The organism is Paracoccus sp. KKT209 (assembly GCF_055635455.1).
This window is the reverse complement of sequence record NZ_CM145758.1, coordinates 1,897,096-1,923,421: the sequence shown is the minus strand read 5'-3', so window position 1 is coordinate 1,923,421 and position 26,326 is coordinate 1,897,096. Positions and strand designations below refer to the sequence as shown.

The window sequence follows — 26,326 nt, the reverse complement described above, 5'->3', positions numbered from 1 at the left end:
GGCGGGATGGGCTGGTCGGTCGCCGCGGCGCTGGTCGCGGCGCTGGTGCTGATGCCCGTGATCGCGGTGATCTGGATGGCCGCGAACCCGACCGACAACATCTGGCCGCATCTGCTGTCCACCGTGCTGCCGCGCTATTTCGCCAACACGGTCCTGCTGGCCCTGGGCACCGGCCTGCTGTCGGCGGCGATGGGATGCGGCGCCGCCTGGCTGGTCTGCATGTACGATTTTCCTGGCCGCCGGCTGCTGCAATGGCTGCTGCTGCTGCCGCTGGCGGTGCCTGCCTATATCGGCGCCTATGCGCTGGCCGATTTCCTCGATTATTCCGGTCCGGTCCAGATCGCGCTGCGCGGCTGGTTCGGATGGGAAAACGCCCGCGACTACTGGTTTCCGCGCATCCGGTCGCTGGAGGCGGCGATCGTGGTCCTGGGGGCGGCGCTTTATCCTTACGTCTACCTGCTGACCCGCGCCGCCCTGCAGGAACAGTCCGGCAGCGCCTACGAGGTCGCCCGCGCGCTTGGCACCGGCCCCTGGGCGCTGTTTCGTCGCGTGGGCCTGCCGCTGGCGCGGCCGGCCATCGTGGCGGGTTCGGCGATCGCCATGATGGAGGCGGTCGCCGATTACGGCGTCGTCAGCTATTTCGGCGTCCAGACCCTGAACACCGGCATCTTCACCACCTGGCTGGAGCGTCGCAATGCCGGCGGCGCCGCGCAGATCGCCTGCGTCATCCTGCTGATCGTGGTCCTGCTGGCGCTGTGGGAACGGTTCGGCCGCCGCAATGCCCGCTATCACCAAAGCGCCCGCCAGCCGCGCCCGATCCAGCGCCAGAGGCTGCGCCTGCTGCCCGGCCTGCTGGCCACGCTGTTCTGCACCATCCCCTTTGCCCTGGGCTTTCTGCTGCCGGCGGGGGTGATCCTGACCTATGCGCTGGCCTATCCGCGGGCCTGGGTGACGCCCGGTCTGGCGCAGGCGGCCTGGCACACCGTCAGCCTGGGGGCCATGGCCGCGCTGATGACGGTCGGGCTGTCGCTGGTCATGGTCTATGGCACGCGCCTGTCGGGTCGCGCGCTGCCGCGCCTGCTGCTGCCGGTGACCACGGTGGGATATGCCGCGCCGGGGGCCGTTCTGGCCGTAGGCATCCTGATTCCGCTGGCCGCGCTGGACCACCGGGTCGCGGATGCCTGGCTGGCGCTGACCGGCACCGATCCCGGCCTGATCCTGACCGGCAGCGGGGCGGCCATCGTTCTGGCCTATATCGTGCGGTTCTTCGCGATCGGGCAGGGGGCGATCGACGGCGCCTTCACGCGGGTCCCGCCCTCGCTGCCGATGGCGGCGCGGTCCCTGGGGCGCGACAGCGCGGGGGTGCTGCGCGACGTCTTTCTGCCGCTGATGCGCGGCTCGGTCGGCGCGGGGCTGCTGCTGGTCTTTGTCGATTGCGTCAAGGAACTGCCCGCGACCCTGCTGCTGCGGCCCTTCAACTACGAGACGCTGGCCACCCGCACGCATGAGCGCGCCAGCCTGGAGGACCTGGGCAACGCCTCTCCGGCGGCGCTGCTGGTCATGGCGGTGGGGCTGCTGGCGGTCGGCCTGCTGGCGCGCACGAACCTGGGCCGCGCCGCGCAGCGCACGCGCGACTTGCGGAAATGATCCGCATTCGCTAACCCATCCCGCAGGCCGGCTTAGCTCAGTGGTAGAGCGTCTGATTTGTAATCAGGGGGTCGGGGGTTCAAATCCCTCAGCCGGCACCAACTATCCCTTGCAATGTCGCGGCCCGGCCCCTATCTTGGCCTTGCTACGTTATATTCTCTGCATCCTGTCTGCTTCTGCCTTCAGTCTGCTTTGTTAATCTGACGGCCAAGCCACCGCATACTGCGGGTGGAACACTAGACAGGAGATCTCACGATGGCCAACGGCACCGTGAAATGGTTCAACAGCACCAAAGGCTTCGGCTTCATCCAGCCGGAAGGCGGCCGCCAGGACGTGTTCCTGCACATCTCGGCTCTCGAGCGCGCGGGCCTGCAGGCCCCGGCCGATGGCCAGAAGGTGACCTTTGAGCTGGAGCGCGGCCGCGACGGTCGCGAATCGGCAACGAACGTCCAGTTCGTCTGATTTTCGCTTCTTGCGACAGATCGAAGGGCTGCCCCGTGGGGCGGCCCTTTTTCATTTGTGTCGCCGGCTTGAGCGTCGGGCGGCTTTGACTTAGCAGGTCGGAATGCGGATTCTGTTTCTTGGCGATGTGATGGGGCGTGCCGGCCGGCGCGCGATCACCGAACGGTTGGGTGATCTGAGGGCGCGGCTGAAGGCCGACCTGGTCATCGTGAATGCGGAAAATGCCAGTGGAGGCAGGGGCGCCACGGCGGGCCACGCGCAGTTGCTGCTGGATGCGGGCGCGGATGCGCTGACCCTGGGCGATCACGCCTTTGACCAGAAGGACATGATGTCCTTCATCGAGCGCGAGCCGCGCGTCATCCGGCCGCTGAATTTCGCGCGCGAGGCGCCGGGCCGCGGGGCAACGGTGATCAGCGATGCGCGCGGCCGCAAGGCGCTGATCACGCAGGCGCTGGGCCAGGTCTTCATGTCCCGCCCCTATGACGATCCCTTTTCGGCCCTGGACGCGGTCCTGCGGGCCCATCCTCCCGGCGGCATGGTTCAGGCCGTGCTGGTTGACATCCATGCCGAGGCCACCAGCGAAAAGATGGCGGTCGGCCATTTCTGCGACGGTCGCGCCAGCCTGGTTGTCGGAACCCATACCCATGTGCCGACCGCCGACGCACAGGTCCTGCCGCGCGGCACGGCCTATCTGTCGGATGCCGGCATGTGCGGCGACTATGACAGCGTCATCGGCATGGACAAGGCCGAGCCGCTGCGCCGCTTCATCACCGGCATGACCCGCGACCGCTTTACCCCTGCCGAGGGCGAGGCGACGCTGTGTGGCGTGCTGGTGGAAACGGATGATCGCACCGGCATGGCGCGCAACATCAACCCCATCCGCGAGGGCGGGCGGCTGTCGCCGGGTTTTTCGGCAACGGTCTGAAAAAGCGTTTTCCCAAAATGGAACTTCGCTTGCGGCGCGGCGAATGTCTGGCGCATGATGCGCGACGGGCAGGCTGCGGCTCGCCCGAAGCGCGACCAACGATCGAGTGACGCATGTTCGGATTTGAATTGGCCGGGACGACCGGCGCGGTGGTGACGATCTTCATCATCATCGGGATGCTGACCCTTTTCATCCGGGAAACCTATCCGCCCGAAGTCACCGCCATCCTGGGCGCCGTCCTGCTGCTGATGCTGGGCATTCTGGATGTCAGCAGCATCTCGGGCGTGCTGTCGAATCCCGCGCCATGGACGATCGCCTTCATGTTCATCATCGTGGGCGGCCTGGTGCGAACGGGGGCATTGGACTGGATCGGCCAGCGCGCTGCCCGCCATGCGGGGGCCCATCCGGCACTGACGCTTGCATCCGTGTCGATCCTTGTCTGCGCGATGTCGGCCTTCGTCAACAACACGCCCCTGGTCGTGGTGATGATGCCGATCTTCATGCAGTTGGCCAAGGAGATGGGAAAATCCCCGTCCAAGCTGCTGATTCCGCTGTCCTACCTGTCGATCCTGGGCGGCACGATGACGCTGATCGGCACCTCGACCAACCTTCTGGTCGACGGGGTCGCGCGGTCGGCCGGCATGGAGCATTTCACCATCTTCGAGATCACCTGGGTCGGGTTGCCGATGGCCGTCGTGGGCGTCACCTATCTGCTGATCTTCGCGCCGCGGCTGCTGCCCGACCGCGATTCGATGTCGCAGCTGCTGTCGGGACGCAGCAAGATGAAGTTCTTCACCGAGGTGGCGATCCCCGAGGGCTCGGCCCTGATCGGCAAGTCGCTGGACGAGGTCGACATTTTCGCCCGCGACAGCGCCCGCGTCATCGACGTGCTGCGCGGCGACGCCTCGCTGCGGCGCGACCTGCCGGGCGTCCGGCTGGAAGAGGGCGACCGCGTCGTCCTGCGCACCCCCATGTCCGAGGTTTTGGGCCTGCAGAGCCACAAGGAGCTGCGGATGGTGGACAAGCTGAGCTCGGTCCAGACCTCGACGGTCGAGGTGCTGATCACGCCCGGCTGCCACATGGTCGGCCGCAGCCTGGGCTCGATGCGCCTGCGGCGGCGCTATGGCGTCTATGTGCTGGCCGCGCATCGCAAGAACCAGAACATCGGCCGCCAGCTGGATGACCTGGTCGTGCGCGTGGGCGACACGCTGCTGCTGGAAGGCGCCTCGGCCGACATCCAGCGCCTGGCCAGCGACATGGACATGGTCGAGGTCAATGCACCCTCGGATCGTGCCTATCGCCGCAAGCATGCGCCGATCGTGGTCGCCACGCTTGTGGGCGTCGTGGTGCTGTCGGCCTTCGAGGTGGCGCCGATCCTGCTCCTGGCCTTCATCGGGGTCGCGGTCGTGCTGGGCACGCGCTGCATTGATGCGGACGAGGCGCTGTCCTTTGTCGACGGGCGCCTGATGGCGCTGATCTTTGCCATGCTGGCCGTCGGCGCAGGGCTGGAAAAAAGCGGCGCGGTGCAGCTGGTGGTGGACGGCGTCGCGCCCTGGCTGGCCAGCCTGCCGCCCTGGGCGCTGGTCATGGCGGTCTATCTGCTGGCCACGACATTGACCGAAACGGTCACGAACAATGCCGTCGCGGTCATCGTTACGCCGTTGGCCATCAGCCTGGGCCATTCGCTCGGTGTGGATCCGCGCCCGCTGGTCGTCGCGGTGATGATGGGGGCCTCGGCCAGCTTTGCCACGCCCATCGGCTATCAGACCAACACCCTGGTCTATGGTCCGGGTGGCTATCGGTTCACCGACTTTATCAAGGTCGGCCTGCCCCTGAACATCCTGATGGGCATCGTCGCCTCGCTGCTGATTCCCCTGATCTGGCCCCTGCATGGTTAACATAATCTTGCCGCCCTTGAGCCAGAAGCAATGCTGCCATGCAGCATCGGCGGTTGCGATCATCCCCTGAAACGCCGATCTAGAACGCAGGGGAGGAAACGACTTTGTCCCATACAAGGAGTTTCCAGATGACGATGATTGCTTCTGTTGACCGCAAGCCCAGCTTTTCGGCCGCCGCGCTGCTGGCACCTTTCCGCGCCATTGGCCGCTTCATGATCGCACTGTCCGAGGCGAGCCCGCAGATGCGTGCGCTGAACGGCCTGAGCCAGCGGTCGGATGAGGAACTGGCCGCCAAGGGCCTGACCCGCGAAGGCGAGGTCCGTCGCATCCTGGGCGGTTCCGCCGCCCTCTGAGGCGACCAGATGTGATGATGCATCGCGCGGCCCCCTGGGCCGCGTTTTCATTTGTCCGGGTCAGAGCGGCCAGACGATCAGCAACAGCGGCACCGCGACCGCCATCACGATCACCTCCAGCGGCAGGCCCATCCGCCAGTAGTCGCCAAAGCGATAGTTGCCGGGCCCCAGGATCAGCGTGTTGTTCTGGTGTCCGATGGGCGTCAGGAAGGCGCAGGACGCCGCGACCGCCACGCCCATCAGGAAGGCATCGGGCTGGACCTGCAGCTCTTCGGCCAGGCGGATGCTGACGGGGGCCGCGATGATGGTGGTGGCGTTGTTGTTGAGGATGTCCGACAGCATCATCGTGGCCGCCATCAGCAGCACCAGCGCCAGCCAGGCTGGATAGCCCTGCGTGACCATGGCCAGGCCATGCGCGATCAGGGCCGATCCGCCGGTCTCGTCCAGCGCCAGGCCCAGGGGGATCATCGACCCCAGAAGCACGATCACCGGCCAGTCGACATGGTCATAGATCTCGTGCACCGACAGGACGCCGAACAGGACATAGGCGATGATCACGCAGCCAAGCGCGATCGGCATGGTCGTCAGCCCAAGCGACGCCGCCAGCACCGCCAGTACGAACAGGCCGATGGCGCTGCGCATATGGCGTTCGCGCTGGACCGGCAGGCTGCCGCCGTCGATGCGCAGCAGGCTGGTCGCCGCCAGCGTCTCGTCCATCCGGCTTTCGGGCACCAGCAGCAGCAGCATGTCGCCCGGCTGCAGCACCTGCCGCGACAGCCCCTGCCGCATCGCAAGCCCCCCGCGCCGAAGGCCGATCAGCACGCTGTCGTGGCGATTCATCAGCCCGAAGGACTGGACCGAGCGGCCGACCAGATCGGAGGCCACCGGCACCAGGCACTCGATCAGCTGCTGGCCCTCGGCATCCTTGCGGGCGCGGGCCTCGGGCTTGCCGTCGGGAAAGGCCAGGCTGCTGGTCGAGCGGAACTCGTCCAGCGCGGCGGGATCGGCACGCAGGATCAGCACGTCGCCATCCTCCAGCACCTGGTCGTCCAGCTTGCCCTCGATGTCCTGGCCGCGCCGGCGCAGGCCCACGATGCGGACCGAGGCCTTGCGCGCCTCGATCCGGGCATCCTCGATCCGGCGGGTGGCAGGCAGGCTGTTCTCGGTGACGACCAGCGTCGCCACATAGCGCCGGCGCACGCCGTTCATGTCAGGGCCCGCGTCCGTCTCGTGGCGCGGGATCAGGCGCCACCCGATGAACGAGATGAAGGCGATCCCGGCCAGGGCAACCGGGCCGCCGACCGGCAGAAAGTCGAACATCCGATAGGGCTCGCCCAGCACGTCGGCGCGGAACCCCGAGACGATCAGGTTCGGCGGCGTGCCGATCAGCGTCAGCATGCCCCCCAGGATCGTGGCGAAGGCCAGGGGCATCAGCGTCAGCCCGGCCCCACGGCCGATCTTGCGCGCCGTCTGCAGGTCCACCGGCATCAGCATGGCCAGCGCCGCGATGTTGTTCATGAAGCCCGACAGCAGCCCGCCCACCGTGCCGAAGACCAGGATATGGGCCGTCGTGCCGCGCTGCTGTCCCGAGATCAGCCGCGCCAGCCGCGACACCGCGCCGGACCGGCTGAGCCCCGCGGTTGCGACCAGCACCAGGGCCACGATGACCGTGGTCGGGTTCCCGAAGCCGTAAAAGGCGTCCGAGGTGGGCACGATCCCCAGAAGCACCGCCACCATCAGCCCGGCAAAGGCCACCATGTCATAGCGCCAGCGTCCCCAGAGCATCAGGATGATGATGGCGCCCAGAAGGGTGAACAGCAGGATCTGTGGTGTGGTCATGAATGCCCTCGTTCCGCCCCTGTTCCGGGGTCTGCCTCCGAACGCCGTGACGGGGCCTCGGGTTCGTCTTGCGATGGGGGGCGAGGCTGGACTAAAAGCGCGCAGCACATCACTTCAGAACCGCGAAGGACGACCCGACATGGCAGGGCATTCCAAATGGGCCAACATCCAGCATCGCAAGGGCCGGCAGGACAAGCTGCGCTCGAAGCTGTTTTCCAAGCTGGCCAAGGAAATCACCGTCGCCGCCAAGATGGGCGACCCGGACCCCGAAAAGAACCCGCGCCTGCGGCTGGCCGTCAAGGAGGCCAAGGCAAAATCCGTCCCCAAGGACGTGATCGACCGGGCGATCAAGAAGTCGCAGGGCGGCGACGCGGAGAATTACGAAGAAATCCGCTATGAGGGCTATGGCCCCAACGGCATCGCCCTGGTGGTCGAGGCGATGACCGACAACCGCAACCGGACCGCGTCCAACGTCCGCAGCTATTTCACCAAGTCGGGCGGTGATCTGGGCCAGACCGGATCGGTCAGCTTCATGTTCGACCGGGTCGGAGAGATCGTCTATCCGCTGTCGGCAGGCGATGCCGACACGGTGATGCTGGCCGCCATCGAGGCCGGCGCCGACGACGTCGAGACGGACGAGGAGGGCCACTGGATCTATTGTGCGGATACGGCGCTGAACGAGGTCTCGACCGCGCTGGAGGCGACCCTGGGCGAATCCGAGACCGCCAAGCTGATCTGGAAGCCCCAGGCTCCGACCGAGATCAGCGACGCCGAGACCGCGCAGAAGCTGATGAAGCTGATCGACGCGCTGGAGGAGGACGACGACGTCCAGAACGTCACCGGCAACTTCGACCTGACCGAAGAGGTCGCGGCCGCGCTTTGAGGCTGCCGCAAGATCCGCCCTTGCACTGCCGCCCGAAAGGCGGCAGTTGCAGATGATGCAGAACCTGTCTCATACGCGCCGCGACATGATCGGCATCGGGTGGATGCTGGCGACGGGCCTGTGCTTTGTCGCCGTCAACACCATCGTCCGCGGCCTGGACGGCGCCTTGCCCGCCGCGCAGGCCGCCTTCATCCGCTTCCTGTTCGGGCTGGTCTTCCTGGCGCCTGTCATCAGCTGCGCGCTGAGGGTCGGCTTTCCCCGCGACCTGTGGGGGATGTTCGCCCTGCGCGGCGGGCTGCACGTCATCGCGGTGGTGGCTTGGTTCTATGCCATGTCGCGCATCACCGTGGCCGAGGTGACGGCCATCGGCTTTCTCAATCCCATCATCGTTACGATCGGCGCCGCCCTCTTCATGGGAGAGCGGCTGGCCACCCGGCGCATCTTTGCCATCGGCGTGGCCCTGGCGGGCGCGCTGATCGTGCTGCGGCCGGGCCTGCGCGTGCTGGACCCCGGCCACCTGTCGCAGGTCGGTGCCGCCGTGGCCTTCGGGGCGTCCTATCTGGTGGCCAAGCGGCTGTCCGACCGGGTGCCGGCCTCGGTCGTGGTGGCGATGATGTCGCTGACCGTCTCGGTCGGGCTGGCGCCCCTGGCCATCGCGCATTGGGTGCCGCCCAGCTGGTCGCAGCTGGGCTGGCTGGGGCTGGTGGCGGTCTTCGCCACCGCCGGCCATTACACGATGACCCGGGCCTTTGCCGCGGCGCCGCTGACCGTGACGCAGCCCGTCACCTTCCTGCAGCTGATCTGGGCCAGCCTCGTGGGCGTCCTGGTCTTTCACGAACCCCTGGACGCCTGGGTCATCCTCGGCGGTGGGCTGATGATCGGCGCCATCAGCTATATCACCTGGCGCGAAGCCCGGCTGCGGGCCCGGACCCCGACGCCCCCCAACGTCGCCACCAAGGGCTGATCGCGCTCAGCCTGCGGGCTGGAGGCGCCAGGTCAGGTTCAGCAGGACCTGTGCCGCGCGGTCGATGGGCCGTTTCAGAAGGCCGAGACCCGTCCCGACCGCCGGCGACCGGCGCGCCGCCAGGTCGAAGGCCCAGCTCATCGCGCAGATCGCCAGCAGCAGCACGATCGCCCATGTCAGCGAGGCCCCCGGCCCCTCGGGCGAGGGGTCGACCAGGTAAAGAAGGATGTTGCCCCAGGCGAAGGTGAACATGCTGGTGCGGCCGAAGAAGGTCAGCCGGGTCCAGGCGGCGGTGCCGCCCACGCGCCTGATGTCGATCAGCCAGACGAACATGATCGTCATCAAGGTGGCCGAGACCACGCCCGCGGCGAAATAGAGGCCGTGGCTGTCCATGCGGAAGCTGCCATTCGCGAGGTTCGCGAAGGCCCCTTCCGGCAGGACCGTGGCGCCCGCCATGGCAACCAGCCCCGTTGCGGCCAAGAGGCCGGCGACACGGCGCCGGAACCCCTGGTTGGTCGCCGGGTCGACGGCCTGCAGCCCTTTGGGGGACCCGCCCAGCAGGAACCGGCCTAGGCACTGGCCCGCCACGACCAGCGTAAGCCCGTGCAGGATCGAGGGGCCGGCCAGCTGAAGATCGCCGAAGCCCGTCGCAAACATGATCAGCCGGCCGACCGCCAAGGGTGCCCCCAGGTCGTGATGGGCATCCGGCAGCGCCGTCAGCAGCGGCCAGGCGGCATGATAGGCAAGGGCGGCCACAACCAGGGGCCACAGCCCCAGACGCGCGCGCAGCCACAGCAGGACCGGCGCGAGTGCCAGAACGATGGCGTAGAACTTGAGGATCTCGGTATAGGGCGAATTGCCCATGAACAGCATCGTCCCGATACTGAAGCGCAGCGAATACTGGTCGTGAGACAGGAACAGCGCAAAGATGCTGATCGCATAAAGGGCCCAGCATTGCAGCGCACGTGACACAAGACGCCCCGCCACCTGCCGCCGCGCTGCCGTGCTGGTCCAGCGCGGCCGGTAGATGACCTCCAGCATGGTCCCGAACAGGAGGATGAAGGTCGGGGTCGCGATCTGGAAGGCAAACCCCACGATCCGGGACAACTGATCGGGAAGATGCGCGTAAAGGCCCGCCTCGACGAAAACATGCGAAGACATGGCCAGCACGATCGCCAGGCTTCGGGCAGCATCCAGGCCGATAATCCGCATCCGCCAATACTCCCGCCGGTCGTTACAGAGGCCGAGACGATAACGGAATAAGTGCAGAGTTGAAACCGGCCGGGGAGTTTCCACCCCTGATCGGCATGATCCCACCGACGGGGCCGGCGCGCGACCGGGGTCAGCGCCCCTGGAGCGCGCATCCGCGCGTCCCTGGGGCGCAGGCAGCCTAGCGGTTGGGCCAGAGCGGCGCGTGGCGGTTCACATCCTTGTAGAGGAGATAGCGGAAACGCCCCGGACCCCCCGCATAGCAGGCCTGGGGGCAGAAGGCGCGCAGCCACATGTAATCGCCGGGACCCACCTCGACCCAGTCCCGGTTCAGGCGATAGACGGCCTTGCCCTCCAGCACGAACAGCCCGTGTTCCATGACATGGGTTTCGGCGAAGGGAATCGATCCGCCCGGCGCAAAGGTCACGACGGTGATGTGCATGTCATGGCGCAGGTCGGCCGGGTCCATGAAGCGCGTCGTGCCCCAGGCTCCGTCGGTGTCAGGCATCATGGAGGGCGCGATGTCCTGTTCCTGCACAACGATCGGGTCGGGCTTGTCGACGCCCGCCGCCGGCTGCCAGCGCTTGCGCCACCAGTGGAAGCCGGCAGGTCCGGCGGTCCGGTTGCGGATCTGCCAGGGCTTGGCCGCGGGGATATAGGCAAAGCCGCCCGGCGTCAGCAGGTGTTCGGTCCCATCGATCACCACCTGCATGTCGCCGCCGGTCACGAAGATTGCGTGCTGCACCTCGGGGTCGTCGTCGGGCGCCTCGCTGCCGCCGCCTTCGGCCAGTTCCACAATGTACTGGCTGAAGGTCTCGGCAAAGCCGGTCAGGGGCCGGGCCAGCATCCACATCCGCATGCCCGTCCAGCCGGGCAGGTAGGAGGTGACGATGTCACGCATCACCGTGCGCGGAATGACGGCATAGGCCTCGGTGAAGATCGCCGTGTCCGTGGTCATCCCGGTTTGCGGCGGCAGGCCCGCCACTGGGCCGGCATAGGGGCCGGTATGCTCTTCGGGGATCACGCGGGCGATGTCGCCGGTCGGCGCGCCCTTCGGGGGCTGGTCGGTCATTTCAGGGCCTCCTGAAGGCGAAGCGTCGCGATGCGGATGACCTGTTCCTCGGCCGTGGCACGCTCAGTGGCGGTGTCGTTGCTGATCCGGGCCTGCATGGCGGCCAGAATGCCCGCCTTGTCATGGTCGCGCACGGCGATGATGAAGGGAAAACCGTGCTTGGCCATATAGGCCTCGTTCAGGCGGGTGAACTCGGCGCGTTCGGCATCGGTCAGGGCGTCCAGCCCGGCGCCGGCCTGCTCGGCGCTGCTGTCGGCCGACAGCCTGCGGGCCTGCGCCAGCTTGCCGGCAAGGTCGGGATGGGCACGCAGCACGTCCAGCCGCTCGTCCTCATCCGCCGCGCGGAAGATCTGGGCCATGCGCCCGGCCAGCCCCGCCGCGCTGTCGTGGACGGCGCCCATCTCGGCGTCCCAGACGCGTTCGGCGATGAAGGGCGAATTTTCGTAGATGCCGCCGAACCGCGCGACAAAGCTGTCGCGGTCCATCTGCGAGGGGCGCAGCCGCGGCTGGTGCGGATGGACCGCCGCCCAGTGCCGCGCGATGTCAAGTCGCGAGGCGAACCAGACCCCTTCGTGCGCGCGGGCATGGTCCAGGAACTGCCGGATCGCCATCGCGCGGCCCGGACGGCCGGCCAGGCGGCAATGCAACCCGATCGACATCATCTTGGGCGCGCCCGCCGCGCCTTCGGCATAAAGCACGTCAAAGCTGTCGCGCAGATAGTCGAAGAACTCGACCCCCGTGCCGAATCCCTGGCCGCTGGAAAAGCGCATGTCGTTGGCGTCCATCGTATAGGGCACCATCAGCTGCGGCCGGCCCTCATGCACATGCCAATAGGGCAGGTCGTCGGCGATGCTGTCGGCCAGATAGGCAAAGCCGCCTTCCTCGCAACCCAGCTCGACCGTGTTCATCGAGGTGCGGCCCTGGTAAAAGCCGTGCGGGCGTTCGCCGGTGACCTGGCGGTGCAATTCCACGGCGCGGGCGATATGCTCGGCTTCGACCTCGCGCGGAACATCGCGATAGTCGATCCATTTCAGGCCATGGGTCGCGATTTCCCAGCCTGCCTCCTGCATGGCGGCCACCTGTTCCGGGCTGCGCTCCAGCGCGGTCGCCACGCCATAGACGGTCACGGGGATATCCTTCAGCAGCCGGTGCAGCCGCCAGAACCCGGACCGCGCGCCATAGTCGTAGATCGATTCCATGTTCCAGTGACGCTTGCCGGGCCAAGGCTGGGCGCCGATGATCTCGGACAGGAAGGCCTCCGAGGCGGCGTCGCCATGTTCGATGCTGTTCTCGCCGCCTTCCTCATAATTGACGACGATCTGCACCGCGATCCTGGCATCGCCCGGCCATTTCGGGTCCGGTGGCGTTTCGCCATATCCTCGCAAATCGCGGCTGTAGCGCATCTGGGTCCTCCGGTGGGTCGTGTCGCAGCGTCACCAAAGCCCGGCCAGCCCGCAAGGACAAGGCGCAGACGGCAAAATTCTGTTTCAACCGGAAAAATAAGATCACCCCGTTTTCAAGAATATCTTGAAAGCGGGTGACGGCGTGGTCCTGCCTGCACGGCAGAACCTGCCAGCGCGATCAGGGCGCTTTGCCGCCCATGATCTCGGTCAGGCTGGCGGCGGCGGCGGCGACCACGGCGCCCAGTGCCTGGACATGTTCCACCGCGATCCGGTGCGACGGGCCGCTGACCGAAACCCCGGCGATCGCCTCTTTGGACAGGTCGAAGACCGGCGCTGCGATGCAGCGCATGCCGCGGGTCTTTTCCTCGTCGTCGAAGGAAAAGCCGCGCTGGCGGATGCGGGCCAGGTCGGCCTCCAGCGCCGCGGGGTCGGTCAGCGTCTTGTCGGTAAAGCGCGTCAGTTCGCCGCCCTGTGCCATCGCCTGCAGGTCCTGGGCCGGGCCAAAGGCCAGCAGCGCCTTGCCGATCCCCGAGGCGTGCAGCGGCGACGAGGTGCCGGGCGGAAAGAAAGCGCGGATGGTTTCCTGCGTCTCGACCTGGCTGACGAACAGGACGGTGTTGCCCTGCAGGATGCCCAGGTTCGCGGTCTCTCCGCTGTGCTGCATCAGCTGGCGCAGGACCGGGCGCGCGCGTTCGACGATCCCCGACCGCCGCATGAAGGCCGAGCCGAGCCGGAAGGCCTGCGGCCCGATGTTCCAGGCCTGGGTCGACGGATCGCTTTCGACCATCCCGCGCAGGGCCAGCGTGTGCAGCACCCGGTGCACGGTCGAGGGGGGCTGGCCCGCCTGTTCGGCCACCTCGCTCAGCGTCAGGCCGGGCGCGCCGGCCAGCAGGTCCAGAAGATCCAGCGCCCGGTCCAGTGCCTGGACGGTGCTAGGCGCCTCGGGCACGGATTTGCGCGGGCGGCCACGGCGCCGGGTCGGATCGGCCATGTCTCTCTCCGTTGGTGCCGCAGGGGCGGCGGGGGCGATGCAGCCGGCGGAAAAGGCCAAGGCCCTGTGGCTGCGCGGAATTCGGCCCTTATCGCCGGGTCCGGAAACGATTTCCAGAAATATCGTCCGGCCGGGTCAGCGGGGGCTGGACCCGGCCGGCCGCCGCCCGCAAGATTATCCACGAAATCTATAGACAGCCTTGCGCGGCTCCGGGCTCGTTCCGGCTGCGCGATCGGCTATCACCGGGGAAAGCTGCAGGAAAAAGGGGGCCGGACATGCCGGGCTATCTGACGACACATGTTCTGGACACGGCCCGGGGCCGCCCGGCGCAGGGCATGGAGGTGGTGCTCTATCGTTTGGAGGGCGAGGGGCGGAGCCTGCTTGCACGTCTGGTCACCAATGCCGACGGGCGCACCGACCGGCAGATCCTGCCAACCGAGAGTTTCGCGACCGGCCGGTACGAGTTGGAATTCCACGCTGGCGCCTGGATGGACGCCACAGGGGTTCCGGCAGAGGCGCCCCGTTTCCTGGACGTGATCCCGATCCGCTTCGGCATGTCGCAGGACGACCATTACCACGTCCCGCTGCTGGTCTCGCCCTTCGGCTATTCGACCTATCGGGGCAGCTGAGATGATCCCGGAACCCGTCGTCATCTGGGAATGGCTGGCCTTCGCGGTGCGCTGGACCCATGTCATCACCGCCATCGCCTGGATCGGCAGCAGCTTTTATTTCATCGCACTGGACCTGGGCCTGCAAAAGGCCGCCCACCTGCCCAAGGGCGCGCATGGCGAGGAATGGCAGGTTCATGGCGGCGGCTTCTATCATGTCCAGAAATACCTGGTCGCGCCCGAGCGGATGCCCGAACACCTGACCTGGTTCAAATGGGAAAGCTATTCGACCTGGCTGTCGGGTGCGGCGCTGCTGATGATCACCTACTGGGCGGGGGCGAGCCTGTTCCTGATCGACCCGGCCAAGGCCGACCTGGCCATCTGGCAGGGCATCGCCATTTCAGGGGGGTCACTGGCGGTGGGCTGGCTGGTCTATGACGGGCTGTGCAAGTCGCCCCTGGGGAACCGTCCGACGGTGCTGATGCTGCTGCTGTTCGCCGCCTTGGTGGTGATGGGCTGGGCCTATGACCAGGTCTTCACCGGGCGCGCCGCGCTGCTGCATCTGGGTGCCTTCACCGCCACGATCATGACAGCAAACGTGTTCCTGATCATCATGCCGAACCAGCGCATCGTGGTCGCCGACCTCAAGGCGGGCAGGGCACCCGATCCGAAATATGGCAAGATCGCCAAGCTGCGGTCCACGCATAACAACTACCTGACGCTGCCGGTCGTCTTTCTGATGCTGTCGAACCACTATCCGCTGGCCTTTGCCAGCGAATTCAACTGGCTGATCGCGGCGCTGATCTTCCTGATGGGGGTGACGATCCGGCATTTCTTCAACACCATGCACGCCCGCAAGGGGTATCGTTGGTGGACCTGGGCCGTCACCGTGATGCTGTTCATCGGCGTCATGTGGCTGTCGTCGCTGGGCCTCAACCAGGACAGCTATGACGAGGCCATGGCCCGTCCGCTGACCCCGGCCGAGACGCGGCTGGCCGAGGCCCCCGGCTTTGAACAGGTCGCCAATACGGTCATCGGCCGCTGTTCCATGTGCCACGCGCGCGAACCCGTGTGGGAGGGCATCCACCACGCGCCCAAGGGCGTCGTGCTGGAGACCCCCGCCGACATCGCCCGCGCCGCGCGCGAGATCTATGTGCAGGCCGGGCTGACCGACGCCATGCCCCCCGCCAACCTGACCGGGATGGAGATGGACGAGCGGCGCCAGATCATCCGCTGGTTCCGGCAGGTGGGCACCTTCGGGATGGCCGGGCTTTAAAACAGCGGGCGCAGTTCGCGCACCGCGTAATCGGCGAACATGCGCACCTTGGGGTCCTGAAGCCGCCGATGCGGCGTCAGGCAGCCCAGTTGCGCCAGGGGTGGCGGGAAATCGGGCAGCACGGTGACCAGCCGGCCAGCGGCCAGGTCGTCGGCGACCTCGTAATGGGGGCGGTTGGCGATGCCGTGCCCCTCCAGCGCCCATGCCGTCAGCACGTCGCCGTCATCCGTGTCGAACCGGCCCGAGACCATCATCTTGCGCGGCCCCTCGGGCGTGGTCAGGGTCCAGAAATATTCCGGGCTGCGGGGATAGCGCAGCAGCAGGCAGTTGTGGTCGGCTAAATCATCGGGAACCTGCGGCACGCCCGCCGCCGCCAGATAGGCGGGCGCCGCCACCAGGACGCGCGGGCAGTCGGCGATCTTGCGCCATTTCAGGGTCGAATCCGCGGGCTCTCCCAGGAAGAAGGCCAGGTCGATGGCATCCTCGACGATGTTGACGTTGCGGTCCGACAGGCGCAGCCGGAACTCGACGCCGGGGTTCTCGGCACAGAAGGGCGGGATCAGCGGCGCGATCAGCCGCCGCCCCAGCCCCAGGGGCGCCGTCAGCCGGATCACCCCCTGCGGCTTTCCTGAAAAGCTGGAGATCAGCCCCTCGGCCTCGTCCAGCGTGTCGATCACGCGGCGGGCATGATCATAGAAGGCGCGCCCGATCTCGGTCGTGGTCAGCTTGCGCGTGGTGCGGTTCAGCAGCCGCAGCCCGAAGCGATTTTCAAGATCCTTGATGCGGTTCGAGGCAACTGCCGGCGAAAGGCGCAGATCCCTGCCTCCGGCGGTGATCGAGCCCAGTTCGACCACCCGGACAAAGACCCGCAGGCTCTCAAGATAGGACATGGCAGTGGCTGGCTTTCAACGTTTCATGTAAAGTCTTCTACGCCGGCACCGATTTCGCAACCAGCCCTTCCGGCCTAGGATCGGGACCTTGCGACAGCCAGGAAGGGTTATCATGAACCAGCTGCGGTTTCTGCTGAACGACCAGGAGATTTCCCTGTCCGAGGTGGGGGCATCCGACACGCTGCTGGATCACCTGCGCCTGGCGCGGCGCCTGACCGGCACCAAGGAGGGCTGCGCCGAGGGGGATTGCGGCGCCTGCACCGTTCTGGTGGGCCGGATGACGGACGGGGGCCTGATCTATGAGCCGGTCAACGCCTGCATCCGGCTGCTGGCCTCCTGCCACGCCACCCATGTCGTCACGATCGAACATCTGCACGGGCCCGACGGCGGGCTGCATCCGATCCAGGCGGCGATGGTGGAACATCACGGCAGCCAGTGCGGCTTCTGCACGCCGGGGATCGTCATGGCGCTCTATGCGCTGTGGATGGCGAACCCCACCGCTGATGCCGAGGCCGTCGAGACCGCGCTTCAGGGCAACATCTGCCGCTGCACGGGCTATGAGCCGATCGTCAAGGCGGCCTTGGCCGCCGGTGCCGCAGGGGGGCAGGCGCAGGACGCGCTGGCGCGCGAGCGTCAGGCGGTGGCCGCGCAGCTGGCCGGGATGCGGGGCGGCCGCGTGACGGTCGCGCGAGGTGCCGACCGCGCGTTGATCCCCGCCGATGCCGATGACCTGGCGCAGATCCTGCTGGAGGAGCCCAAGGCGACACTGGTCGCGGGGGCGACCGACGTGGGGCTGTGGGTGACCAAGTTCCTGCGCGACATCAGTCCCGCCGTCTTCATCGGCCACCTGATGAAGGACATGGCCGTCGAGGGCGACATGATCCGCATGGGCGCCGGCGTCACCTATTCCGAAGCGGCGCCGTTGATCGCGCGCCATATCCCGGCCGCGCAGGACTATTGGATGCGCATCGGCGGCTGGCAGGTGCGAAACATGGGCACGATCGGCGCGAACATCGCCAACGGATCGCCCATCGGCGACACGCCGCCGCTGCTGATCGCGCTGGGCGCGCGGATCGTTTTGCGCCGGGGCGATGCGCGCCGGGAGATCGCGCTGGAGGATTTCTTTATCGACTATGGCAAGCAGGACCGCCAGCCCGGCGAGTTCGTGGAACAGGTGCTGATCCCGACCCGGCCCCAGGCGCGCATCGCCGCCTACAAGATCACCAAGCGGCGCGACAGCGACATCACGGCCGTGGCCGCGGGCTTCTGCGTGACGGTCGAGGGCGGCATGATCACCGAGGCGCGCCTGGCCTTTGGCGGCATGGCCGCAACGCCCCGGCGCGCCCGCGCCGCCGAGGCTGCGCTGGAGGGCCAGCCCTTCGCGCGGGCCGCGTTCGATGCCGCGGCCCGCGCCGTGGCGGATGACTTCCAGCCGCTGACCGACATGCGGGCCAGCGCCGAATACCGCGCGACCGTGGCGCGCAACCTGTTCCGCCGCTTCTGGCTGGAGCAATCGGAAACCGGCCTGCCCGTGCGGCTGCGCCAGGCCGTGGGGGCATAAACGATGAAGGATGACGGGAACGCCGTGCAGGGCCTGGCCCACCAGGACACGATCCACGACAGCGCCATCAAGCATGTCACCGGCCGCGCCGACTATACCGATGATCTGGCCGCGCCCGCGAACCTGGCGCATGCCTATCTGGGCCTGTCGCAATGCGCGCATGGCCGCATCACCGGCATGGACTTCGCAGCGACGCTGGCCAGCCCGGGCGTGCTGGGCGTGCTGACGGCCGACGACATTCCGGGGGTGAACGATGTCTCGCCCAACGGCAAGAACGACGACCCGATCTTTGCCGACGGGCTGGTGCAGTTCTGGGGCCAGCCGGTCTTTGCGGTCATCGCGGAGACGCGCGACCAGGCGCGGCGCGCGGCGCACAAGGCGCGGATCGACTATGACCCGCTGCCCCATGCGCTGGACCCGATCGCCGCGCGGGATGCGGGCATGGGCTATGTCACCGACCCGCTGACCCTGCGCCGGGGCGACGCGCCACGCGCCATGGCCGCGGCCCCGCGCCGGATCGAGGGACGGTTCTCTATCGGCGGCCAGGACCATTTCTATCTGGAGGGGCAGATCGCCATGGCCCTGCCGGGAGAGGACGAGGACGTGGTCGTCAACGTCTCGACCCAGCACCCGTCCGAGGTGCAGCACATGGTCGCCCATGTCCTGAAGGTCCCCAGCCATTCGGTCGTCGTGAACGTGCGGCGCATGGGCGGCGGTTTCGGCGGCAAGGAAACGCAGATGAACCTGTTCGCCTGCGTGGCCGCCTTGGCGGCCAAGCACTGGAACCGGGCGGTCAAGATCCGCCCCGACCGCGACGACGACATGATCGCAACCGGAAAGCGCCATGATTTCGTCGTCGACTATGCCGTGGGTTTTGACAACGACGGCCGCATCCGGGCGGTCGAAGGCGACTGGTATGCCCGCTGCGGTTTTTCGGCGGACCTCTCGGGCCCCGTGACGGATCGGGCGCTGTTTCATGCCGACAATGCCTATTTCTATCCCGATGTGCGCGTCAGCAGCCACCCGATGAAGACGAACACGGTCAGCAACACCGCCTTTCGCGGCTTTGGCGGCCCGCAGGGCGTGATCGTCGCCGAACGCATGATCGAGGAGATCGCCTATGCCCTTGGCCTCGACCCGCTGGAGGTGCGCCGCCGCAATCTTTATGAAAACGGCCAGCTGACCCCCTACCACCAGGAGGTCCACGACCAGATCCTGCCCCGCATCCTGGACGAGCTGGAGGCCAGCAGCGATTACCAGGCCCGCCGGCAGGCGGTGCTGGACTGGAACGCACGCATGGATGCGGCCGGCGGCGTCATCCGCAAGGGCATTGCGCTGACACCGGTCAAGTTCGGGATCAGTTTCACCGCCACCTGGTTCAACCAGGCGGGGGCGCTGGTCCACATCTATTCCGACGGCTCGATCATGCTGAACCATGGCGGGACCGAGATGGGGCAGGGCCTGAACACCAAGGTTGCGCAGGTCGTGGCCGAGGCGTTTCAATGCGACATCAGGCGCATCAAGATCACCCGCACAACCACGGAAAAGGTGCCCAACACTTCGGCCACGGCGGCGTCGTCGGGAACCGACCTGAACGGCATGGCGGCGCTGGATGCGGCCGACCAGATCAAGGCCAGGCTGGTCGAATTCGTGGCCGAACGCTGGCAGGTGCCGCCCGACGCCGTCACCTTCGTGCCGGGTCACATCCGGGCCGGCGACCACCAGATCCCCTTCACCGAGGTCATCAAGGCTGCCTACATGGCGCGCATCCACCTGTCGGCCGCGGGTTTCTACAAGACGCCCAAGATCCACTGGGACCGGGCGACCGGCAAGGGGCGGCCCTTCTATTACTATGCCTATGGTGCGGCGGTGTCGGAGGTGTCGGTGGACACGCTGACCGGGGAATACGTGATCGACCGCACCGACGTGCTGCATGACGTGGGCCGCAGCCTGAACCCGGCCATCGACAAGGGCCAGGTCGAGGGCGCCTTTGTCCAGGGCGCCGGCTGGCTGACGACCGAGGAGCTGTGGTGGGACGCGCAGGGGCGCCTGCGCACCCATGCCCCTTCGACCTACAAGGTGCCGCTGGCCAGCGACCGGCCGCGCGTCTTCAACGTCAGGCTGACCGACTGGTCCGAGGCCGCCGAACGCACCATCAAGCGATCGAAGGCCGTCGGAGAGCCGCCCTTCATGCTGGGCATCAGCGTGTTCGAGGCGATCAACATGGCAGTCGCCTCGGTCGCGGGCTATCGCGAACCCGCGCGGCTGGATGCGCCTGCCACGCCCGAACGCGTGCTGATGGCGGTCGAACGGCTGCGCGGATGATCCGCGTCCGGGTCATATCGGCGCGGGGCTCGACCCCGCGCGAGGCGGGGGCCGAGATGATCGTGACCCCCGACGACACGCAGGGCACGATCGGCGGCGGGCAGCTGGAATACATGGCCATCGACCGCGCCCGCCAGATGCTGGCGCGTGGCGAGGCGGAGGCGCGGATGGACATCCCCCTCGGCCCCGAGATCGGCCAGTGCTGCGGTGGCCGCGTGGTCCTGTCGCTGGACCGTCACGCGCCGACGCCCCAGGATCATCCCGACGTGCTGATCTTCGGGGCGGGCCATGTGGGGCGGGCGCTGGCCCATGCGCTGCAGCTGCTGCCGGTGAAGGCGCTGCTGATCGACAGCCGCCCCGAGGAACTGGCCCGCGCCACCGGCCCGACCCTGCTGACCCCGCTGCCCGAGGCCCAGATCCGCGCAGCCGCTCCGGGCAGCAGCGTCGTGATCCTGACCCATGACCACGCGCTGGACTTCCTCCTGGCGGTCGAGGCGCTGGCCCGCACCGACCTGGCCTATGTCGGCATGATCGGCAGCGCGACGAAACGCGCGCAGTTCGCCCGTTTTGCCGGCGCCCGGGGGATCAATCCTGCGCCCTTGACCTGCCCGATCGGCGCAGGCTTCAGCCGCGACAAGCGCCCCGAAATCATCGCCGCCTTCACCGCCGCCGAAATCATGGCGCGCCTTACCGCTTCTTCGTTGAAAAAATACCCATGCAACAGCTGATCCGGGGCCAGGTCCTCGACTTTCACGCCGACCCCCAAGACAGCGCCGACAATCACCGCTTCTGGGAAGACGGCGCCATCCTGGTCGAGGACGGCCGGATCCTTGCTGTCGGCGATCATGCCGACCTGGCCCGCGACGGGTTGTCCGAAATCGACCACCGGCCGCACCTGATCCTGCCGGGCTTCATCGACCCGCATATCCATTTCCCGCAGCTGCAGGTCATTGCCAGCTGGGGCGCGCAGCTGCTGGACTGGCTGAACACCTATACCTTTCCGGCCGAGGCGCAATTTGCCGATCCTGACCACGCCGCCCGCATGGCGGACCTGTTCCTGGACCAGCTGACGGCACATGGCACGACCACGGCGGTCGCCTTCTGCTCCAGCCACAAGGCCAGCGCCGAAGCGCTCTTTGCCTCCGCCCATGCCCGCGACATGGCGATGGTTGCGGGCAAGGTGATGATGGATCGCAATGCCATTCCCGCCGTCCACGATACCCCGCGATCCTCCTATGACGACAGCAGGGCATTGATCGAGGCGTGGCACGGCAAGGGACGCCAGCGTTACGCGATCACCCCGCGCTTCGCGATCACGTCGTCCCCGGAGCAGATGGAGATGGCGGGGGCGCTGGTCCGTGAGCATCCGGGCTGCCACCTGCAGACCCACCTGTCCGAAAACCGCGACGAGATCGAATTCACGCTAAGTCTTTATCCCAAGGCACGGGATTATTTGGATATCTATGACCACTACGGCCTGCTTGGTCCCCGCACGCTGCTGGGCCATTCGATCCACCTGGAGCCGCGCGAGATAGCCCGGATGGCCGAAACCGGCAGCCGCGCGGTCTTCTGTCCCACCTCCAACCTGTTCCTGGGTTCGGGCCTTTTCGATGCCGACGGGCTGCGCGCGGCGGGCGTCACCAGTGGCATCGCCACCGATGTCGGGGGCGGCACCAGTTGGTCGATGTTGCAGACCCTGAACGAAGGTTACAAGATCCTGCAGATGCGCGGGCAGAAGCTGCATCCGCTGACGGCCTTCCACTGGGCCACGCGCGGCAATGCCCTGGCCCTTGGGATGGAGGCCGAGATCGGCACCCTGACCCCTGGCAGCGCCGCTGACCTGGTGGTGCTGGACCCTTGCGCGACCCCTGCAATGGCCCTGCGCGCCGAACGGGCCGATACCTTGGCCGAAAAGCTGTTCATCCTGCAGATCATGGGCGACGACCGTGCGGTGGCGCAGACTTATGTCGCAGGGCGCCCGCAAAAGCCGCGACAAGGCGTTCACATGGACGGGCTTCAATCCGCCGCCGAACGGGTCTAGAACGGCGGCAAGGGGCTTATCTCAGCCCGACCCCATTCCTGATCCAAAGGCGCATCCCATGGCCGACGACCTGCTGAACAGCTTCACCACCGGGCCCGACGAACAGGGCCGTTTTGGCATCTATGGCGGCCGCTTTGTCAGTGAGACGCTGATGCCGCTGATCCTTGACCTCGAGGCCGAATACGAACGCGCCAAGACGGACCCGTCCTTCTGGGACCAGATGAACGATCTGTGGACGCATTATGTCGGCCGCCCCAGCCCGCTTTATTTCGCCGAGCGCATGACCCAGCACCTGGGCGGCGCCAAGATCTACATGAAGCGCGACGAACTGAACCATACCGGCGCGCACAAGATCAACAACGTGCTGGGCCAGATCCTGCTGGCGATCCGCATGGGCAAGACCCGCATCATCGCGGAGACCGGCGCGGGCCAGCATGGCGTGGCGACCGCCACTGTCTGCGCGCGTTTCGGGCTGAAATGCGTGGTCTATATGGGTGCGCATGACGTCGAACGGCAGGCCCCGAACGTGTTCCGGATGCGCCTTTTGGGTGCCGAGGTCGTGCCCGTCACCAGCGGTCGCGGCACGCTGAAGGACGCTATGAACGACGCGCTGCGCGATTGGGTGACCAACGTCCGCGACACCTTTTATTGCATCGGCACGGTGGCGGGGCCGCATCCCTATCCGGCGATGGTGCGCGATTTCCAGTCGATCATCGGCAAGGAGGTCCGCGAACAGATCATGCCGCGCGAAGGCCGTCTGCCCGATACCCTCATCGCGGCCATCGGCGGCGGGTCGAACGCGATGGGCCTGTTCTATCCCTTCCTGGACGACAAGGAGGTCCGCATCATCGGCGTCGAGGCCGGCGGGAAGGGCGTCGACGACCGGATGGAACATTGCGCCAGCCTGTCGGGCGGGCGCGCGGGCGTGCTGCATGGCAACCGCACCTATCTGCTGCAGGACGATGACGGCCAGATCCTGGAGGGGCATTCGATCAGCGCCGGCCTGGACTATCCGGGCATCGGTCCCGAACATGCCTGGCTGAAGGATATGGGCCGCGCCGAATATGTCAGCATCACCGATGACGAGGCCTTGGCTGCCTTCCAGCTGTGCTGCGCGCAGGAGGGGATCATCCCCGCGCTGGAGCCCAGCCATGCCCTGGCCCATGTGATCAAGATCGCGCCCGACCTGCCCGCCGACCACATCATCGTGATGAACATGTGCGGGCGCGGCGACAAGGACATCTTCACCGTCGCCAAGCACCTGGGCTTTGACATCAAGACCTGATTGGCGCGTCAGCAGCAGGTTCAGACCAGGTTCCAGCATCGGCAGGGGCAGGACGATCCTGCCCCTGTGAGTTCGGCCAGCCGGATCTCCGGCGCCAGCTGCGGGCTGGCGGAGGGATAGACTTGGGCCAGCCGCCGGTCATAGGGCAGGATGTCTCGCCTGCGACATCAGCCCCGGATGGACCACCCTGCCGTCCGGGCCGATGCGGCAGCGGAAGATGGGGAATTACCAGGAGCATGGCCTTGTCCAGCTTCAGCATGCGCCCGGACCGGTCGCGGGGCAAAGGTCAGCCGCCTGATCGTGGAGCAGCGCGGTGGCTGTGAGTTTTCGACCAGAACCGCGCAGATGTCGGGGGTGCCACAGGCCAGCACAAGGCAGGCTGCGCCTGGCACCCTGTCCAGCGCCTCAAGTCGAGCAACGTCGCCCTCGCGAACCAGCGGCGCCCGGTGAGGGTCCAGGGCATCGCCGGACCGCACAGAAGCGCCTGTTCGCCCGCCCGTACTTAGCTTGCATTGCCCTCCGCATGACGTTTCAACAGCTCCAGCGGAACGATGTCCAAGGCGCGCCTGTGTGTCGATTCCAGCACCACCCGCGGGGCGGCAAATTCCTGCGTCGCCTGCAGGAAGCGCGCGGCACAGAGGCACCATTGGTCCCCGGCCTTCAGCCCCGGAAAGCCGAATTCCGGGCGCGGCGTCGTCAGGTCGTTGCCCAGGTAACGCGACATCGCCAGGAATTCGTCGGTCAGGATCACGCAGACCGTGTGGCTGCCGCGATCTTCGGGTCCGGTGTCACAACAGCCGTTGCGGTAAAAGCCGGTGCGCGGCGTGGTCGAGCAGGGCTGCAGCTCCCCGCCCAGGACATTGATCGACGGCTCCATGCGTATGTCTCCTCTTTCGCGCCACCCTAGGGCGCGTCCCGCTGGGGGAAAAGGGGGCAGGTCACACCGGGTGGGGATCCCAGGTGATCCAGCGTCCATGAAAATCGGCACGGCCAAGCGACCAGCGGCGCGCGGACCCGCTCCAGAAGGCAAGGCGCAGGGCCGCGCCCTCGCCGCCGTCAGCCTCCATCTCGACATGGGCCAGCGGCGCCTGCGGGCTGGCCTGCGCCGCGGCGCGCGCCATGGCATCGGCGCAGGCTGCCGTGGTTGCGGCGGGGAAATATTGCGCCGCAACCGTGTGGAAGACCATCGTCAGCACGCCCGGGACGGGGTCGCGAAGCTGGACACCCAGCCATTCGCCCGCATCGCCCCGGTCCACCTGCGGCGGGTCGGCCCGCGCGATCTGCAGCGCGCCGCGCAGTCGCGACAGGCGCGCGCTCTGGTCGGCCCAGCAGTAGGCCATCAGGCGCAGGGCGTCGCGATCCGGATCCAGCGGGTTCAGGTCGACCCCGCGGCGGCTGCTGACCCGGAGATTGCCCTGCGGCACGGTCCCGCGCCAGTCGGGGGTGAGGGAGACACCATCCGATGCGGGCCCCAGATGATAGCGGTCAAAGTTCAGGTTCAGGCCCGCCGACGCCCCCAGTTCCAGCAGCCTGAGGGGCAGGGGGCACAGGTCCGACAGAAAGCGCGCGGCCGCGATCAGGGCGGCCGAGCGCCCGACCTCGTTCGTCTGCGGCGGGCTGTCCAGCCATTCCTCAAGCGTCGCATCATGATCGCGCAGCGTGGCGACCAGCAGGTCCGGGGTCACGTCGCCCGCGGCATAGGCGCGCGCCAGGTCCGGGGCCGCGCCCGTCAGCACCAGCGCATGCAAGCCGCCGCAAAGGCGCAGCGGCACGGAATCGGCGCGGCTGGACGGGTCGCCGGGCCAGTTCAGGACGCGGCGCGCGGTCTGTCCCTGGTCCGTCGCCAGCACATCCGCCAAGCTGTCGCAGATCCGCGCCGTCAGGGGCGATCCCAGCTGCCGGCAGGAGCGGGCCTGGTCCCGAAAGGCCGCGCGTACCGCTTCGGTCACTTGAACCGGTCCGTCAGCGCCCGGAGCCTGTCGGCAAGGCTGCCGGGATGCTGTGGTTCCGGAGCGGGGGCAGGAGCGGGCTTGGGCGCCGGTGCCTGACGGGCAGCCGGGGCCTCCGTGCCGCTGTTGCGGGCCGGCGACACGCGGGCCGCGACCGCGTTCTGGAACCGCCCGCCGTCGCCCGCCGCCAGCGCCGCCGCCCCGTCCGAGATGCCGCGCATCAGGTCGTCCAGCCAATCCTGGTCCGCCTTGGCAAAATCCGACAGCACATAGGGAGCGACCTTGTCCTTGTGGCCCGGATGCCCGATCCCCAGCCTGACGCGGTCGTAATCCGCACCGATATGCTGGTGGATCGAGCGCAGCCCGTTGTGCCCCGCATGCCCGCCCCCCTGCTTGACCCGGCACTTGCCCGGCGCGAGGTCCAACTCGTCATGCAGGACGATCACATCCGCCGGCGTCAGTTTCAGGTAGCGCATTGCCTCTCCGACGGCCTGCCCGGACAGGTTCATGAAGGTCTGGGGCTTCAGCAGCGTGGCGCGGCTGTCGCCGATGCGCCCTTCGGTCGCAAGGCCCTGGAAACGGACCCGCCAAGGGCCGAAGCCATGGTCCACCGCGATCCGGTCCAGCGCCATGAAACCGATGTTGTGACGGTTCGACGCGTATTTTGCGCCGGGATTTCCCAGCCCAACGATCAGTTTCACATGCCTCTCCTGTCTGTCCGCGCGGCCAAGGCGCGGGTCGAATT

General features: G+C 67.3%; 23 protein-coding genes and 1 tRNA gene. 15 read left to right on the top strand and 9 right to left on the bottom strand.

The features are described from left to right. Positions 1-6: 6 nt before the first annotated feature. From ACZ2G3_RS09635 to ACZ2G3_RS09610, 6 genes are all read left to right on the top strand, one after another. Entirely contained in the window at positions 7-1,647 is a 1,641-nt protein-coding gene (locus ACZ2G3_RS09635; RefSeq protein ID WP_470395616.1) for an ABC transporter permease, read from the top strand. A gap of 26 nt (positions 1,648-1,673) precedes the next feature. After that, positions 1,674-1,748: transfer RNA gene (locus ACZ2G3_RS09630), tRNA-Thr, on the top strand. 154 nt (positions 1,749-1,902) lie between these two features. Then, a complete protein-coding gene (locus ACZ2G3_RS09625) occupies positions 1,903-2,109 on the top strand; it encodes a cold-shock protein (protein WP_136856823.1) in 207 nt (68 codons plus the stop codon). 103 nt (positions 2,110-2,212) lie between these two features. Continuing rightward, entirely contained in the window at positions 2,213-3,034 is an 822-nt protein-coding gene (locus ACZ2G3_RS09620) for a TIGR00282 family metallophosphoesterase (protein ID WP_470395615.1), read from the top strand. 113 nt (positions 3,035-3,147) lie between these two features. Beyond that, positions 3,148-4,932 (top strand): SLC13 family permease, encoded by a 1,785-nt coding sequence (locus ACZ2G3_RS09615; RefSeq protein WP_470395613.1) that lies wholly within the window; start codon positions 3,148-3,150, stop codon positions 4,930-4,932. Positions 4,933-5,060: 128 nt separating this feature from the next. Continuing rightward, on the top strand, positions 5,061-5,285 hold the full coding sequence (locus ACZ2G3_RS09610; protein ID WP_470395611.1) for a hypothetical protein: 225 nt from the start codon (positions 5,061-5,063) through the stop codon (positions 5,283-5,285). A 60-nt stretch (positions 5,286-5,345) separates the two neighbouring features. Here ACZ2G3_RS09610 and ACZ2G3_RS09605 read toward each other — a convergent pair whose 3' ends face one another. Continuing rightward, complete coding sequence (locus ACZ2G3_RS09605) at positions 5,346-7,124, bottom strand: SLC13 family permease (protein ID WP_470395609.1); 1,779 nt, start codon at positions 7,122-7,124, stop codon at positions 5,346-5,348. A gap of 139 nt (positions 7,125-7,263) precedes the next feature. Between ACZ2G3_RS09605 and ACZ2G3_RS09600 the strand changes: the two genes are divergently transcribed. Then, positions 7,264-8,007 (top strand): YebC/PmpR family DNA-binding transcriptional regulator, encoded by a 744-nt coding sequence (locus ACZ2G3_RS09600; protein ID WP_419268099.1) that lies wholly within the window; start codon positions 7,264-7,266, stop codon positions 8,005-8,007. A gap of 55 nt (positions 8,008-8,062) precedes the next feature. After that, complete coding sequence (locus tag ACZ2G3_RS09595) at positions 8,063-8,971, top strand: DMT family transporter (protein WP_470395607.1); 909 nt, start codon at positions 8,063-8,065, stop codon at positions 8,969-8,971. Between the two features lie 6 nt (positions 8,972-8,977). Here ACZ2G3_RS09595 and ACZ2G3_RS09590 read toward each other — a convergent pair whose 3' ends face one another. From ACZ2G3_RS09590 to bhcR, 4 genes are all read right to left on the bottom strand, one after another. Beyond that, positions 8,978-10,183, bottom strand: coding sequence for a hypothetical protein (locus ACZ2G3_RS09590; RefSeq protein ID WP_470395605.1), 1,206 nt, complete (start codon positions 10,181-10,183; stop codon positions 8,978-8,980). Between the two features lie 178 nt (positions 10,184-10,361). Further along, positions 10,362-11,138 carry a bifunctional allantoicase/(S)-ureidoglycine aminohydrolase gene (locus ACZ2G3_RS09585; RefSeq protein ID WP_470399100.1) on the bottom strand — a complete coding sequence of 259 codons (777 nt, stop codon included), beginning with the start codon at positions 11,136-11,138 and terminating at the stop codon, positions 10,362-10,364. A 110-nt stretch (positions 11,139-11,248) separates the two neighbouring features. Next, positions 11,249-12,655, bottom strand: a complete 1,407-nt coding sequence (gene puuE, locus ACZ2G3_RS09580; RefSeq protein ID WP_470395603.1) for an allantoinase PuuE — start codon at positions 12,653-12,655, stop codon at positions 11,249-11,251. A gap of 178 nt (positions 12,656-12,833) precedes the next feature. Next, positions 12,834-13,646: an HTH-type transcriptional regulator BhcR gene (gene bhcR, locus ACZ2G3_RS09575; RefSeq protein ID WP_470395601.1), complete on the bottom strand. Its 813-nt coding sequence runs from the start codon at positions 13,644-13,646 to the stop codon at positions 12,834-12,836. 275 nt (positions 13,647-13,921) lie between these two features. Between bhcR and uraH the strand changes: the two genes are divergently transcribed. Further along, positions 13,922-14,275: a hydroxyisourate hydrolase gene (uraH, locus tag ACZ2G3_RS09570; RefSeq protein WP_470395599.1), complete on the top strand. Its 354-nt coding sequence runs from the start codon at positions 13,922-13,924 to the stop codon at positions 14,273-14,275. 1 nt (position 14,276) lies between these two features. Next, positions 14,277-15,530, top strand: coding sequence for a urate hydroxylase PuuD (locus tag ACZ2G3_RS09565; RefSeq protein ID WP_470395597.1), 1,254 nt, complete (start codon positions 14,277-14,279; stop codon positions 15,528-15,530). On the opposite strand, the gene ACZ2G3_RS09560 is transcribed toward ACZ2G3_RS09565, so the two are convergent. Next, the gene (locus tag ACZ2G3_RS09560; RefSeq protein ID WP_470395595.1) at positions 15,527-16,420 is read right to left on the bottom strand and encodes a LysR family transcriptional regulator; all 894 of its coding nucleotides are present in this window, start codon (positions 16,418-16,420) and stop codon (positions 15,527-15,529) included. The genes ACZ2G3_RS09565 and ACZ2G3_RS09560 overlap by 4 nt on opposite strands. Before the next feature lie 112 nt (positions 16,421-16,532). Here ACZ2G3_RS09560 and xdhA point away from each other — a divergent pair, with 112 nt between their 5' ends. From xdhA to trpB, 5 genes are read left to right on the top strand one after another with little or no spacing between them, the layout of a single operon-like run. Further along, positions 16,533-17,981, top strand: a complete 1,449-nt coding sequence (gene xdhA, locus ACZ2G3_RS09555; RefSeq protein WP_470395593.1) for a xanthine dehydrogenase small subunit — start codon at positions 16,533-16,535, stop codon at positions 17,979-17,981. A gap of 3 nt (positions 17,982-17,984) precedes the next feature. Continuing rightward, entirely contained in the window at positions 17,985-20,306 is a 2,322-nt protein-coding gene (gene xdhB, locus ACZ2G3_RS09550; RefSeq protein ID WP_470395591.1) for a xanthine dehydrogenase molybdopterin binding subunit, read from the top strand. Then, positions 20,303-21,034: a xanthine dehydrogenase accessory protein XdhC gene (gene xdhC, locus ACZ2G3_RS09545; RefSeq protein ID WP_470395589.1), complete on the top strand. Its 732-nt coding sequence runs from the start codon at positions 20,303-20,305 to the stop codon at positions 21,032-21,034. Before xdhB ends, xdhC begins: the two co-directional genes overlap by 4 nt. Next, positions 21,022-22,347 (top strand): guanine deaminase, encoded by a 1,326-nt coding sequence (gene guaD / locus ACZ2G3_RS09540; RefSeq protein WP_470395587.1) that lies wholly within the window; start codon positions 21,022-21,024, stop codon positions 22,345-22,347. Before xdhC ends, guaD begins: the two co-directional genes overlap by 13 nt. Before the next feature lie 58 nt (positions 22,348-22,405). Continuing rightward, positions 22,406-23,632: a tryptophan synthase subunit beta gene (gene trpB, locus ACZ2G3_RS09535; RefSeq protein WP_419268112.1), complete on the top strand. Its 1,227-nt coding sequence runs from the start codon at positions 22,406-22,408 to the stop codon at positions 23,630-23,632. A gap of 502 nt (positions 23,633-24,134) precedes the next feature. Here the strand turns inward: trpB and ACZ2G3_RS09530 are convergent. The 3 genes from ACZ2G3_RS09530 to pth all read right to left on the bottom strand — a co-directional run bounded on the left by ACZ2G3_RS09530 (position 24,135) and on the right by pth (position 26,282). After that, positions 24,135-24,509 (bottom strand): DUF2237 family protein, encoded by a 375-nt coding sequence (locus ACZ2G3_RS09530; RefSeq protein WP_470395585.1) that lies wholly within the window; start codon positions 24,507-24,509, stop codon positions 24,135-24,137. A gap of 61 nt (positions 24,510-24,570) precedes the next feature. Next, entirely contained in the window at positions 24,571-25,581 is a 1,011-nt protein-coding gene (locus tag ACZ2G3_RS09525; RefSeq protein WP_470395583.1) for a DUF2332 domain-containing protein, read from the bottom strand. After that, entirely contained in the window at positions 25,578-26,282 is a 705-nt protein-coding gene (gene pth / locus ACZ2G3_RS09520) for an aminoacyl-tRNA hydrolase (RefSeq protein WP_470395581.1), read from the bottom strand. The genes ACZ2G3_RS09525 and pth overlap by 4 nt, the downstream gene beginning before the upstream one ends. Between the last annotated feature and the right edge of the window lie 44 nt (positions 26,283-26,326).